The sequence below is a fragment of the Streptomyces sp. NPDC050842 genome (assembly GCF_044456565.1).
Lineage (GTDB): Bacteria > Actinomycetota > Actinomycetes > Streptomycetales > Streptomycetaceae > Streptomyces.
Window position 1 is genome coordinate 398,760 of the sequence record NZ_JBITGA010000007.1, and the last position, 13,202, is coordinate 411,961.

Below are 13,202 nucleotides of genomic sequence, written 5' to 3' on the forward strand. Positions count from 1 at the left end.
GGGCCCGGCCGCTTCGGTGACGAAGCGTCCGGGCCCCTCGGGTGCTCCGGTACGGAGCGGGGTACCGCTTGTGCTGCTACTGGTTCTGGTTCTCACCGCGGTAGAACTCGAACACCCAGCCGAACAGACCGACGAGGAGCAGCGGAGCCGAGAAGTACAGGATCCACCAGCCCATCGCGACGGCGAGGAAGGCGAGCGCACCACCGACGGCCAGCGACAGCGGCTGCCAGCTGTGCGGGGCGAAGAAGCCCACCTCACCGGCCTCGTCCGCGACGTCGGCTTCCTTGTCGTCCTGCGCCATCGCGTCGACACGCTTGGCCGTGAAGGCCAGGTAGTAGCCGATCATGATGGACAGGCCGAACGCCAGGAACAGCGCCGTCGTACCGACCGGCTCCTTCGACCACACGCCGTACAGGACGGCCATGGCGAGGATGAAGACGCTCAGCCAGATGAACATCTTGCCTTGGATCTTCACTTGCCGGCCTCCTTCGCGCCCGCGAGGGCCTCGGCCACGTGCCCCTTGTTCTCCAGCTGGTCGACAGCGGCGATCTCAGGGTGGTGCAGGTCGAACGCCGGGGATTCGGAACGGATCCGCGGCAGGGTGAGGAAGTTGTGCCGCGGCGGCGGGCAGGACGTCGCCCACTCGAGCGAACGGCCGTAGCCCCACGGGTCGTCGACCTCGATCTTCTTGCCGTACTTGGCGGTCTTCCAGACGTTGTACATGAACGGCAGGATCGACAGGCCGAGCAGGAAGGAGGAGATCGTCGAGATCGTGTTCAGCGCGGTGAAGCCGTCGGCGTCGAGGTAGTCCGCGTAACGACGCGGCATGCCCTCGGCACCGAGCCAGTGCTGCACCAGGAAGGTGCCGTGGAAGCCGATGAACAGCGTCCAGAACGTGATCTTGCCGAGTCGCTCGTCCAGCATCTTGCCGGTGAACTTCGGCCACCAGAAGTGGAACCCGGCGAACATCGCGAAGACCACGGTGCCGAAGACGACGTAGTGGAAGTGCGCGACGACGAAGTACGAGTCGGAGACGTGGAAGTCCATCGGCGGCGAGGCCAGGATGACACCCGTCAGACCACCGAAGGTGAAGGTGATCAGGAAGCCGATCGTCCAGAGCATCGGTGTCTCGAACGACAACGAGCCCTTCCACATCGTTCCGATCCAGTTGAAGAACTTCACGCCTGTCGGTACGGCGATGAGGAACGTCATGAAGGAGAAGAACGGTAGGAGCACGCCGCCTGTGACGTACATGTGGTGCGCCCACACGGTCACGGACAGGCCGGCGATCGCGATCGTCGCGGCCACCAGACCGATGTAGCCGAACATCGGCTTACGGCTGAAGACCGGGATGATCTCGGAGACGATGCCGAAGAACGGCAGCGCGATGATGTACACCTCTGGGTGGCCGAAGAACCAGAAGAGGTGCTGCCACAGCAGCGCTCCACCGTTGGCCGCGTCGAAGATGTGCGAGCCGAACTTGCGGTCCGCCTCCAGGGCGAACAGCGCGGCCGCCAGCACCGGGAAGGCCAGCAGGACCAGGACACCGGTCAGCAGGACGTTCCAGACGAAGATCGGCATGCGGAACATCGTCATGCCCGGAGCGCGCATGCAGATGATCGTGGTGATGAAGTTGACCGAACCGAGGATCGTGCCGAAGCCGGAGAAGGCCAGACCCATGATCCAGAGGTCGGCGCCGACACCCGGCGAGCGGACGGCGTCCGACAGCGGGGAGTAGGCGAACCAGCCGAAGTCGGCCGCGCCCTGCGGGGTGAGGAAGCCACCCACCGCCATGAGCGAGCCGAAGAGGTACAGCCAGTAGGCGAACATGTTCAGCCGCGGGAACGCCACGTCGGGCGCGCCGATCTGCAGCGGCATGATCCAGTTCGCGAATCCGGCGAACAGCGGCGTCGCGAACATCAGCAGCATGATCGTGCCGTGCATCGTGAACGCCTGGTTGAACTGCTCGTTCGACATGATCTGCGTACCCGGACGGGCCAGCTCGGCGCGCATGAAGAGCGCCATGAGTCCGCCGATGCAGAAGAAAGCGAACGACGTGACCAGGTACATCGTCCCGATCGTCTTGTGATCGGTGGTGGTCAGCCACTTGATCACGACGTTGCCGGGCTGCTTGCGCCGTACGGGCAGCTCGTTCTCGTACGAGTCCTCAGCTGCGGCGGCACCCTGGGTTTCGTTGTGGATGCTCACAGTTGGTTCTTCTCCGCATTCCTGGCCGGGTCCGTCTGCTCGATGCCAGACGGGATGTAGCCGGTCTGCCCCTTCTCGGCCAGCTCCTTCAGGTGCTGCTGGTAGCGCTCCGGAGAGACCACCTTGACGTTGAAGAGCATCCGGGAGTGGTCGACACCGCACAGCTCGGCGCACTTGCCGAGGAAGGTGCCCTCCTGCGACGGGGTCACCTCGAAGGCGTTGGTGTGCCCCGGGATGACGTCCTGCTTCATCAGGAAGGGGACCACCCAGAAGGAGTGGATGACGTCGCGGGAGGTCAGGACGAACCGGACCTTCTCGCCCTTCGGCAGCCACAGGGTCGGACCCGGGTTGCCGGTCTGCGGGTTCCGGTCGCCGGGGATACCGGCGTCGTAGACACCGCCGGCGTTCGCCGGGAAGTCGTCCTGGAACTTGTCCGGGATGGCGGCGAGGTTCGGCGCCGTCTTGGCGTCACCCTTCACGCCCGGCACGTTCTCGACGTAGTTGAAGCCCCAGCTCCACTGGTAGCCGACCACGTTGATGGTGTGGGTGGGCTTGTCGGCGAGCGACAGGAGCTTCGACTCGTCGCGCGCGGTGAAGTAGAAGAGGACCGACACGATGATGAGTGGCGTCACCGTGTACAGCGCCTCGATGGGCATGTTGTACCGCGTCTGCGGAGGTACCTCGACCTTGGTGCGGCTGCGCCGGTGGAAGAAGACGGACCACAGGATCAGCCCCCAGACCAGGACGCCCGTGACGAGCGCGGCCGCCCACGAGCCCTGCCAGAGGGAGAGGATCGTAGGTGCCTCTTCCGTGACCGGAGTGGGCATACCAAGGCGGGGGAAGTCTTCCCAGTTGTACGAGCAGCCCGTGGCTGTCGCCAGGATCAGGCCCGCAGTCAGCACCTGCGGCAGCTTCCGCCGCATCGGGCGCCGCGACGAGCGGTCGGAGCCGTTGGGACTCACGTAGCGCCTTCCCGAGAGTCTCGGCCCGCGTTGGTCGGCCACGGCCGTCCGTCTCGCTGGTCGGTCGCCGCCCCGGCCGCGGGCAGGGGTTTGGATGTTTATGCGGACCAAACCCTACTGGACGCTATTTGGGGTCGCGCGGGGAGGGTGCCCAACGCGCCGTCCGAGTCCCCGAAGGGGTGGACTCCGGGGTTCCGGAGGGGGCTCGCAGGCGGCCGTTCGGCGGTCTGCCGTCGTACCGGGGCGGCCTTCTGACGAGTGCTCACGAGAAGCGGACGGGAGCGCGGACGGGGGCGTGGACGGATGTACGGGCCGGGCGCGTCGGGCGTGTCGGCCGGGCGGACGGCGGGGTCGGCCAGGCGGTCGGGGAGGGTGGCCCCGGCGGGTCGGGGAGGGGTGACCCCGCGGGTCGGGGCAGGTCGGCCCTACCGTGGGCGGATGCCGTACTTCGACGCCGCGTCCGCCGCACCCCTGCACCCCGTCGCCCGCCAGGCGCTGCTCGCCTCCCTGGACGAGGGCTGGGCCGATCCGGCCCGGCTGTACCGGGAGGGGCGGCGGGCCCGGCTGCTGCTCGACGCTGCGCGGGAGGCCGCGGCGGAGGCGGTGAGGTGCCGCCCGGACGAGCTCGTGTTCACTCCTTCGGGAACACGCGCGGTTCACGCCGGGATCTCGGGCGCCCTCGCGGGCCGTCGGCGTGTCGGGACCGGCCTCGTCGTCTCGGCGGTCGAGCACTCCTCCGTCCTGCACGCGGCGGAGCTGCACGCGGCGGCGGGCGGCACGGTCACCGAGGTGCCCGTGGGCCGCTCCGGCGCGGTGGACGCGGCCGTCTTCGGAGGGGCGCTCGCGCCCGGCACGGCACTCGCCTGCCTCCAGTCGGCCAATCACGAGGTGGGGACCGAACAGCCGGTCGCGGAGGTCGCCGAGGCCTGCCGGGCGGCGGGCGTGCCGCTGCTCGTGGACGCGGCCCAGTCGCTGGGCTGGGGGCCGGTGGAAGGCGGCTGGTCGCTGCTCGCGGCGAGCGCGCACAAGTGGGGCGGGCCGGCGGGCGTGGGGCTCCTCGCCGTACGCAAGGGGGTGCGGTTCGCGGCTCAAGGCCCTTCGGACGAACGGGAGTCGGGGCGGGCACCCGGTTTCGAGAACCTGCCGGCGATCGTGGCGGCGGCGGCCTCGCTGCGCGCGGTCCGGGCGGAGGCGGTGGCCGAGGCGGCACGGCTGCGGGGTCTGGTGGACCGGATCCGGGCGCGGGTGCCGGAGCTGGTGCCGGACGTGGAGGTCGTGGGCGATCCGGTGCGCCGGCTCCCCCACCTCGTCACGTTCTCCTGTCTCTATGTCGACGGAGAGACGTTGCTGCACGAGCTGGACCGGGAGGGTTTCTCCGTTTCGTCCGGTTCGTCGTGTACGAGTTCGACGCTGACGCCCAGCCATGTGCTGCGCGCGATGGGGGTGCTGAGCGAGGGGAACGTCCGGGTGTCCCTGCCGGCCGGCACCCCGGCGGAGGACGTGGACCGGTTCCTCGACGTGCTGCCGGGGGTGGTCGCGGGGGTACGGGAGCGGCTCGGCGCCCCGGTGGCCGCGGCCGCGGTCCCGGCGGCCGGCTCCGGCTCGCTCGTGGTGGACGCGCTCGGCCGGCGCTGCCCGATCCCGGTGATCGAGCTGGCGAAGGTGATCGGCGACGTGCCGGTCGGCGGGACGGTGACCGTCCTCTCCGACGACGAGGCGGCCCGGCTCGACATCCCGGCCTGGTGCGAGATGCGCGGCCAGGAGTACGTGGGCGAGGAGCCGTCCGAGCGGGGCGGCGTCGCGTACGTGGTGCGGCGCGTGGCCTGAGAGCCGCCCGCCGCACCCCGCACTGGGCCTGTCCGGCCATGAGCCGCCGGACAGGCCTCAGGGACGTCAGCCCAGGTAGGACGTGACCTCGGCGGCGGCCTCGTCGCCGTACGCCTTGGTGAAGCGGTCCATGAAGTTGGCGCGGCGCAGGGTGTACTCCTGCGTGCCCAGGGTCTCGATGACGAGGGTGGCGAGCATGCAGCCGATCTGGGCGGCGCGCTCCAGGCCGACGCCCCAGTGCAGACCGGTCAGGAAGCCGGCGCGGAAGGCGTCGCCGACGCCGGTCGGGTCGACCTTGGCCGTCTCCTCGGGGCAGCCGACCTCGATCGGGGTCTCGCCGACGCGCTCGATGCGGACGCCGCGCGAGCCGAGGGTGGTGATGCGGTGGCCGACGCGGGAGAGGATCTCCGCCTCGGTCCAGCCCGTCTTGGACTCGATGAGGCCCTTCTCGTACTCGTTGGAGAAGAGGTAGGTGGCCCCGTCGAGGAGGGTGCGGATCTCCTCGCCGTCCATGCGCGCGATCTGCTGCGAGAAGTCGGCGGCGAACGGGATCGACCGGGAGCGGCACTCCTCGGTGTGGCGGAGCATCGCCTCGGGGTCGTCGGCGCCGATCAGGACCAGGTCGAGGCCGCCCACGCGGTCGGCGACGGCCTTGAGCTCGATCAGCCGGGCCTCGCTCATCGCGCCCGTGTAGAAGGAGCCGATCTGGTTGTGGTCCTTGTCCGTGGTGCAGACGAAGCGCGCGGTGTGCAGGACCTCGGAGATCCGCACCGAGGACGTGTCGACGCCGTGGCGGTCGAGCCAGGCGCGGTACTCGTCGAAGTCGAAGCCGGCGGCGCCCACGAGGAGCGGACGGCTGCCGAGCTGGCCCATGCCGAAGCAGATGTTGGCCGCGACGCCTCCCCGGCGCACGTCGAGGTTGTCGACGAGGAACGAGAGGGACACCGTGTGGAGCTGGTCGGCCACGAGCTGGTCGGCGAACCTTCCGGGGAAGGTCATGAGGTGGTCGGTGGCGATGGAGCCGGTGACTGCGATACGCACGGTGGGGTGCTCCTGCGGGAAGGCGGTGATGACAGTTCACGCTACCGGGTGGCGGCTTTCCTGCCGAACAGTGGAAACTACCCCAGAGTAGGCCTTTTCTGCGGAGCACCGGGGTGCATACGGTGCGCGCATGAGTCCGCACCCCGCTCCCCGTGAGCGTCACGAGTCCGAGCTGAGCCTGGCCCAGCTGCGTGGTGACAGCGCGCGGATGGTCCCGCACTGGGTCACGCCGGCCCCGCCGGTACCCGCTCCGGTCTCCCCCGCGCTGATCCACGGAGTGGTCGTACCGGCCGCGTCGGCACGGCTGATCGACGCCACCGCCGAGTACGGCGGCTGACGGACGGAACCGTCCGCCCGCCCGCTCCGTCCCACCGGTGTCTTCCCCACAGGGATGCCAGGTCCGAAGGAGCGATGCCGTGAGCGGTACGGAGAACGGTCGGAGGCGGCGGAGGCTGGTCACCGCCTCGGTGGCGGCGGGCGTCCTGCTCGCCGGTGGAGGCGGGGTGTACCTCGCCGTCGCCGCGACGGCGCCCGGCGAGGCCACGCCCGCCGGGGCCGAGAGCCGGGCCGACAAGGCGGCCGTGCCCCCGCCGCTCCGCCTGGAGGGCGGGAGCGCGGGTACGGACGGTGATCCGGGTACGGGCGGTACGGGCGGCGGTACGGGTGACGGTCCCGGTATCGCGCCCGGCGAGCCCGACCCCGGCGGCGGCCCGAACGGGACCGTCTACACAGCCAAGGGCCCGCTCCCCCAAGGGCCCTCCTCGGCCGCGGTCCACCGGCCCGAGGGCCTGGTCACCTCGGCGGAGGTGACCAGGCTGGCCGAAGCGCTGGGCCTCTCCGGGAGCCCCGCCCTGGTGGGTGAGGTCTGGACGATCCGGCCGGAGAAGGACGGCCAGGGAGCCCGCCTCGACGTGGCGCGGAAGGCGCCGGGGAACTGGACTTACTCCTGGTACGACGGCGGTCCGGCCGGCGACAGCTGCCTGAAGGGCAAGGCGTGTCCTCCGCCGGGCGAGACGAAGCCCTCCCCCGGTGGTTCGCCGGTGAGCGAGGCGGCGGCGAAGGCGGCGGCCGCGCCCGTCCTGAAGGCGATCGGCCAGGACGACGCCAAGGTGTCGGCGACGCAGGTGATGAACGGCTCGGTCCGGGTGGTCAACGCCGAGCCGGTGGTGGGCGGCCTGCCGACGTACGGCTGGTCCACGGGGCTCCACATCGGCCCGGACGGCCGGCCGGTCGCCGGGAGCGGGATGCTCAAGGATCCGGTGAAGGGCGACACGTACCCGGTGATCGGGGCGGAGAAGGCGCTCGCCGAGCTGAACGAGGCCTCGAAGGGCACCGGCCCGATCGGCATCGGCGGCTGCGCCACCGCCCCGCCGGCCGAGGTTCCGGAGGCGGGGAAGCCCGACGCCCCGATGCCGGACGCCGGGAAGCCCGACACCGGAATGCCGGACTCGGGGAAGCCGACCGCCGGCAGGCCCGACCTCGGCGAGCCGAGCACCGGGTCGAGCACCCCGGGCGCGCCCTGCCAGACGATCGTGGACATGGCGCCGCCGGAGGAGGTGCCGGTGACGCGCGCGGTGTTCGGTCTGGCCGCGCAGGACGTGGACGGCGCGCGGCTGCTCGTACCGGCGTGGCTGTTCACGGCGGACCCCGCGGACGCGGCGCCGTACACGGTGACGGGGACGGCGGTGGCCCCGGAGTTCCTGGTGCCGCCGGCGAAGCCGTCGCCCACGCCGACGCCGGAGCCCGACGAGGGCACGTCTCCGGCGCGGCAGATCGAGTCGTTCCGGACCGAGGGGGACGGCCGGAAGCTGACCGTCACCTTCTGGGGCGGGGTGTGCAGCGAATACACGGTGACGGCGCGGGAGGACGCGGACCGGGTCACGGTGCGGGTGAAGGAGACGCCCATCGACCCGGGCCGGGCGTGCATCGCCATCGCGGTCGAGGTGACGAAGTCGGTGACGCTCGACCGGCCGCTGGGCGACCGGCCAGTCGTCGACGGGGCGAGCGGGGAGGCCGTGCCGCGCCGCTGACCCGTGGAGGAGGCACATGCGCGAGGGCGGCGGCCCGGGAGTCCCGGGCCGCCGCCCTCGCGTTCGTGCGGGTGGTGCGACTTAGCTGAACGAGTCGCCGCAGGCGCAGGAGCCCGTGGCGTTCGGGTTGTCGATCGTGAAGCCCTGCTTCTCGATGGTGTCGACGAAGTCGATCGAGGCACCACCGAGGTACGGGGCGCTCATGCGGTCGGTGACGACCTTGACTCCGTCGAAGTCCTTCACGACATCGCCGTCGAGCGAACGCTCGTCGAAGAACAGCTGGTAACGCAGGCCGGAGCAGCCACCGGGCTGTACGGCGACGCGCAGGGCCAGGTCCTCGCGGCCTTCCTGGTCGAGGAGGGCCTTGACCTTGGCCGCGGCGGCGTCGGACAGGAGGATGCCGTCGCTGACAGTGGTCTTCTCGTCCGATACGGACATCTGCTTCTCTCCCGGTGTGTACGGAGACTGCTTGCCGACAGTGGTAACCGCCGGTGCCCCGGATTCATTCCGGGCCGCGTGAGGTCTTCCTCATTCATGCTCGCACACCCTGCCCAGGAGCGCGGACAGCGAATTCGTCACATCGACACTATGGACATCGTCAACGTGACGTGAAGCGGTTATGATAGATAACGTCATTTCGACGAAAAGGTTCCCCGAAGAAAGGGTGCGTGACGTGACCACCGCCCAGCCCCTGGATGTTCAGCCGACGCCGCTCGCTCTGCTCCTGCTCGGCCGCGAGGCCGACCCGAAGAGCGAGCGCGGCGTGGAGTGTCCGGGCGATCTGCCGTCGCCCTCCGACCCGGACCTCGTGGAGCGCGCCCGCGCCGCCAAGGAGAAGCTCGGGGACAAGGTCTTCGTGCTCGGCCACCACTATCAGCGTGACGAGGTCATCCAGTTCGCCGACGTCACCGGTGACTCGTTCAAGCTCGCGCGCGACGCCGCCGCCAAGCCGGAGGCCGAGTACATCGTCTTCTGCGGCGTGCACTTCATGGCGGAGTCGGCCGACATCCTCACCACCGACGACCAGAAGGTCGTCCTGCCGGACCTGGCGGCCGGCTGCTCGATGGCCGACATGGCCACCGCCGAGCAGGTCGCCGAGTGCTGGGACGTGCTGACCGAGGCCGGCGTCGCCGAGCAGGTCGTGCCCGTCTCGTACATGAACTCCTCGGCCGACATCAAGGCCTTCACCGGCAAGCACGGGGGCACGATCTGCACCTCGTCGAACGCCAAGCGCGCGCTGGACTGGGCCTTCGAGCAGGGTGACAAGGTCCTGTTCCTGCCCGACCAGCACCTGGGCCGCAACACCGCCGTCCGCGACATGGGCATGTCCCTGGACGACTGCGTGCTCTACAACCCGCACAAGCCCAACGGCGGGCTCACCGTCGAGGAGCTGCGCGCCGCCAAGATGATCCTGTGGCGGGGTCACTGCTCGGTGCACGGCCGTTTCTCGCTGGACTCGGTCAACGACGTCCGCGAGCGCATCCCGGGCGTGAACGTGCTGGTCCACCCGGAGTGCAAGCACGAGGTCGTCGCCGCCGCGGACTACGTGGGCTCGACCGAGTACATCATCAACACCCTGGACGCGGCCCCGGCCGGTTCGAAGTGGGCGATCGGCACCGAGCTGAACCTGGTCCGGCGCGTGGCCAACGCGCACCCGGACAAGGAGATCGTCTTCCTCGACAAGACGGTCTGCTTCTGCTCGACCATGAACCGCATCGACCTGCCGCACCTGGTGTGGACCCTGGAGTCCCTGGCCGAGGGCAACCTGGTCAACCAGATCAAGGTCGACCAGGAGACGGAGAGCTTCGCCAAGCTCGCCCTGGAGCGGATGCTGGCACTGCCGTAACGGTTCTCCCGTACGTACGCCGGAAGGGGCGCCCCGCGATCGCGGGGCGCCCCTTCCGGCTGTCACCGGGACTCGGGTCAGTCGAGGACGTCCAGCAGGCCGGCGTCCAGGGGGCTGACGTCCGCCTGCCCCGGGATCTCCGCCTTCTCGCCCTTCTTCGCGGCCGCCTCCTTCTCGCCCTTCTTCGCCGCCTTCTTCTTCGCGCGGCGCTCCTTGCGGAGCTCCACCATCGCGTAGAGCGTCGGGACGAGGAGCAGGGTCAGCAGCGTCGAGGTGACGAGACCGCCGATCACGACCACCGCGAGCGGCTGGGCGATGAAGCCGCCCTCGCCGGTGATGCCGAGGGCCATCGGCAGCAGGGCGAAGATCGTCGCCAGGGCGGTCATCAGGATCGGGCGGAGCCGGTGCCTGCCGCCCTCGACGACCGCTTCGACGACGCCCAGGCCCTGGGCCCGGTACTGGTTGATCAGGTCGATCAGGACGATCGCGTTGGTCACGACGATGCCGATGAGCATCAGCATGCCGATCATCGCCGGAACGCCCATCGCCGTGTCCGTGACGACGAGCAGACCGATCGCGCCGGTCGCCGCGAAGGGGATCGAGACCAGCAGGATCAGCGGCTGGATCAGCGACCGGAAGGTCGCCACGAGCAGCATGAAGACGATCGCGACGGCCGCGAGCATCGCCAGGAACAGGTTGGTGAAGGCCTCGGTCTGGTCCTCGGAGACACCGCCGATGCTGGCGGTGGCGCCCTCGGGCAGGTCCAGCGCGTTGATCTCCGACTGGAGCGAGGCGCTCACCGCGCCGGTGTTGTCACCGGTCGGCTTGGCCGAGATCGTCGCCGCGCGGGCGCCGTCGATCCGGGTCATGGAGACCGGGCCGGGGACCAGCTCGACGGTGGCGATGTCGCCCAGCTTCACCGGGCCGAGCGGCAGGGCCTTGAGCTCGGCGAGGGTGGTGGCGGGCTTCGCCGAGGTGATGAGGACGTCCCGCTCGCTGTCGTCGAGGATCGCCTTGGCGGCCGGGGTGCCCCGGACGGCCTGGGCGACGATCGCGCCCAGCGAGCCGGTGTCGAAGCCCGCGTCGGCCGCCTTGGCGTTGGCCTTGACGGAGATGCGCGGGACGGACTGGGAGAGGTCGCTCTGGACGTCGGTGACGTCCTTCATCCCGGCGATCGCCGTGCGGACCTGCTCGGAGGCCTGCTCCAGGATCTTCGGGTCGGCGGCCTTGACGACCACGCTCAGGTCCTGGCTGCCGAAGCCGTCACCGGCCGCGATCGTGGTGTCGCCGATGCCGTCGAGGCCCGCGAGGGCCTTCTCGATGGAGGCGCGGGTCTTCTCGTACGCGTCGGAGTCCTCCAGGCTGATCTTGTACGAGGCCTGGTTGGAGCCGGTGCCGCCGCCGAAGGCCGCCATGAAGCCGGAGGAGCCGACGGTGACCTGGTAGTCCTTGACGCCCTCGGTCTCCGCGAGGACCTTCTCGATCTTCTTCGCGGCCTCGTCGGAGGCGCTCAGGCTGGTGCCGGGCGCCAGCTCCTGCTGGATGCTGAGCACCTCCTGCTCGCCCTGGTCGAAGAAGTTCGTCTTCAGGAACGGGGCCATGCCGAAGGTGACGACGAGGACGACGAGCGCGATGCCGAGACTCGTGAGCCGGCGCCGGGTCGCGAACCGCAGGACGGGCACGTACAGGCGCTGGAGACGGCTCTTCTCCTCCTTCTCCTCGGCGACCCTGCGGGCCTCCTCCAGGTCCTCTGACGTGCCCTTGGGGGCGCGGAGGAACCAGTACGAGAGGACGGGGACCACGGTCAGGGAGACGAGCAGGGAGGCCAGCAGGGCCGCCGTGACCGTCAGCGAGAACGAGCCGAACAGCTCGCCGATCATGCCGCCGGTCAGACCGATCGGCAGGAAGACGGCGACGGTGGTGAGCGTGGAGGAGGTGACCGCGCCGGCCACCTCGCGGACCGCGGTGATGATCGCGGCCTGGCGCTCCTCGCCGTAGCCCAGGTGACGCTTGATGTTCTCCAGGACCACGATCGAGTCGTCGACGACCCGGCCGATGGCGATGGTGAGCGCGCCCAGGGTCAGCATGTTGAGCGAGAGGTCGCGGGTCCACAGCACGATCAGGGCCAGGACGACCGAGAGCGGGATGGAGACCGCGGTCACCAGGGTCGAGCGGATCGAGGTCAGGAAGACCAGGATCACCAGGACGGCCATCACGAGGCCGAGCGCGCCCTCCGTGGTCAGGCCGGAGATCGCCTTGGCGACGGCCGGGCCCTGGTCGGAGACGACGGTCAGCTCGGCGCCCGCGCCGAGGTCGCGGCGCAGATCGGGCAGCTTCTCCTCGACGGCGTCGGAGATGGCGACGGCGCTGCCGTCCTTGTCCATCGTGGCCATGACGGCGAGGCTGGGCTTGCCGTTGGTGCGGGTGAGGGAGACGCTCGGCGACTCCTCCTGGCGGACGGTGGCGACGTCGCCGAGACGGACCGCCTTGCCCTTGCCGGGGGTGGCCGAGGGGATGCGCAGGTCCTCGATCTGCCGCAGGGAGGTGTAGCCGCCGCCGACCTGGATCGTGCGGCTCTTGCCGGCCTCCGAGAAGGAGCCGGCCGGCATCGTGGCGCCGCCGGAGCGCAGCGCCTCGGCGAGCTTCATCGAGCTGAGTCCCGCCGCGGCGAGCTTCCGCTCGTCCGGGACGACGGAGATCTGGACGTCCTGGACGCCGCTGACGGACACCTGGCCGACGCCCTCGATGCCTTCGAGGGCGGGCACGACGGTCCGCTCCAGGAGGTCGGCGAGGGCCTGCGGGTCCTTGTCGGAGGCGGCGGCGAGGACGACGGTCGGCATGTCGTCCGTCGAGCCGGCCACGACCTGCGGGTCGACCGAGTCGGGCAGCTGGGCGCGGGCCCGGTTCACGGCCTGCTGGACGTCGGCGACGAGCTGCTTCGTCGACTCGTCGCCGTAGTCGAAGGAGGCCATGACGACGGCCATGCCCTCGGAGGCGGTGGAGGTGACGCCCTTCAGGCCGTCGACGGCCTTGAGGTTGTTCTCCAGGGGTTCGACGACCTGCTTCTCGACCACATCGGGAGAGGCCCCCTGGTACGGGGCGAGGATCGAGACCATCGGGAGCTCGATCGAGGGGAACAACTGCTGCTTGAGCTGCGGTATCGCGATCGCCCCGAACACGATCGCGACGATGGACGTCAGCCCGATCAGGGCCCGTTGCGCGAGGCTGAATCTGGACAGCCAGGACATGGGGTCTCTCTTCTGTGGCGTACTCGTCGACAGGCGGGAG

The 13,202-nt window shown here is 70.1% G+C and carries 10 protein-coding genes; 4 read left to right on the top strand and 6 right to left on the bottom strand.

Going from position 1 to position 13,202, the window contains the following annotated elements; translation table 11 throughout:
* Positions 1-76: 76 nt before the first annotated feature.
* The 3 genes from ACIBG6_RS25505 to coxB are packed head-to-tail and all read right to left on the bottom strand — an operon-like array spanning position 77 to position 3,170.
* A complete protein-coding gene (locus ACIBG6_RS25505; protein WP_399224879.1) occupies positions 77-475 on the bottom strand; it encodes a cytochrome c oxidase subunit 4 in 399 nt (132 codons plus the stop codon).
* The gene (gene ctaD / locus ACIBG6_RS25510; protein WP_329623942.1) at positions 472-2,208 is read right to left on the bottom strand and encodes a cytochrome c oxidase subunit I; all 1,737 of its coding nucleotides are present in this window, start codon (positions 2,206-2,208) and stop codon (positions 472-474) included. Before ctaD ends, ACIBG6_RS25505 begins: the two co-directional genes overlap by 4 nt.
* Positions 2,205-3,170, bottom strand: coding sequence for a cytochrome c oxidase subunit II (gene coxB / locus ACIBG6_RS25515; RefSeq protein ID WP_399224880.1), 966 nt, complete (start codon positions 3,168-3,170; stop codon positions 2,205-2,207). The genes ctaD and coxB overlap by 4 nt, the downstream gene beginning before the upstream one ends.
* 438 nt (positions 3,171-3,608) lie before the next feature.
* Here coxB and ACIBG6_RS25520 point away from each other — a divergent pair, with 438 nt between their 5' ends.
* On the top strand, positions 3,609-4,997 hold the full coding sequence (locus ACIBG6_RS25520) for a cysteine desulfurase/sulfurtransferase TusA family protein (protein WP_399224881.1): 1,389 nt from the start codon (positions 3,609-3,611) through the stop codon (positions 4,995-4,997).
* Positions 4,998-5,063: 66 nt separating this feature from the next.
* On the opposite strand, the gene ACIBG6_RS25525 is transcribed toward ACIBG6_RS25520, so the two are convergent.
* The gene (locus ACIBG6_RS25525; protein ID WP_399224882.1) at positions 5,064-6,038 is read right to left on the bottom strand and encodes a carbohydrate kinase family protein; all 975 of its coding nucleotides are present in this window, start codon (positions 6,036-6,038) and stop codon (positions 5,064-5,066) included.
* Between the two features lie 130 nt (positions 6,039-6,168).
* Between ACIBG6_RS25525 and ACIBG6_RS25530 the strand changes: the two genes are divergently transcribed.
* A complete protein-coding gene (locus ACIBG6_RS25530; RefSeq protein ID WP_399224883.1) occupies positions 6,169-6,375 on the top strand; it encodes a hypothetical protein in 207 nt (68 codons plus the stop codon).
* Positions 6,376-6,454: 79 nt separating this feature from the next.
* On the top strand, positions 6,455-8,068 hold the full coding sequence (locus ACIBG6_RS25535; RefSeq protein WP_399224884.1) for a hypothetical protein: 1,614 nt from the start codon (positions 6,455-6,457) through the stop codon (positions 8,066-8,068).
* A gap of 81 nt (positions 8,069-8,149) precedes the next feature.
* Here ACIBG6_RS25535 and ACIBG6_RS25540 read toward each other — a convergent pair whose 3' ends face one another.
* Entirely contained in the window at positions 8,150-8,506 is a 357-nt protein-coding gene (locus ACIBG6_RS25540) for an iron-sulfur cluster assembly accessory protein (protein ID WP_015033024.1), read from the bottom strand.
* A 226-nt stretch (positions 8,507-8,732) separates the two neighbouring features.
* On the opposite strand from ACIBG6_RS25540, the gene nadA reads away from it, so the two are divergent.
* Positions 8,733-9,914, top strand: coding sequence for a quinolinate synthase NadA (gene nadA / locus ACIBG6_RS25545; RefSeq protein WP_399224886.1), 1,182 nt, complete (start codon positions 8,733-8,735; stop codon positions 9,912-9,914).
* A gap of 77 nt (positions 9,915-9,991) precedes the next feature.
* Here the strand turns inward: nadA and ACIBG6_RS25550 are convergent, their stop codons facing one another.
* A complete protein-coding gene (locus tag ACIBG6_RS25550; protein WP_399224887.1) occupies positions 9,992-13,162 on the bottom strand; it encodes an efflux RND transporter permease subunit in 3,171 nt (1,056 codons plus the stop codon).
* Positions 13,163-13,202 lie beyond the last annotated feature (40 nt).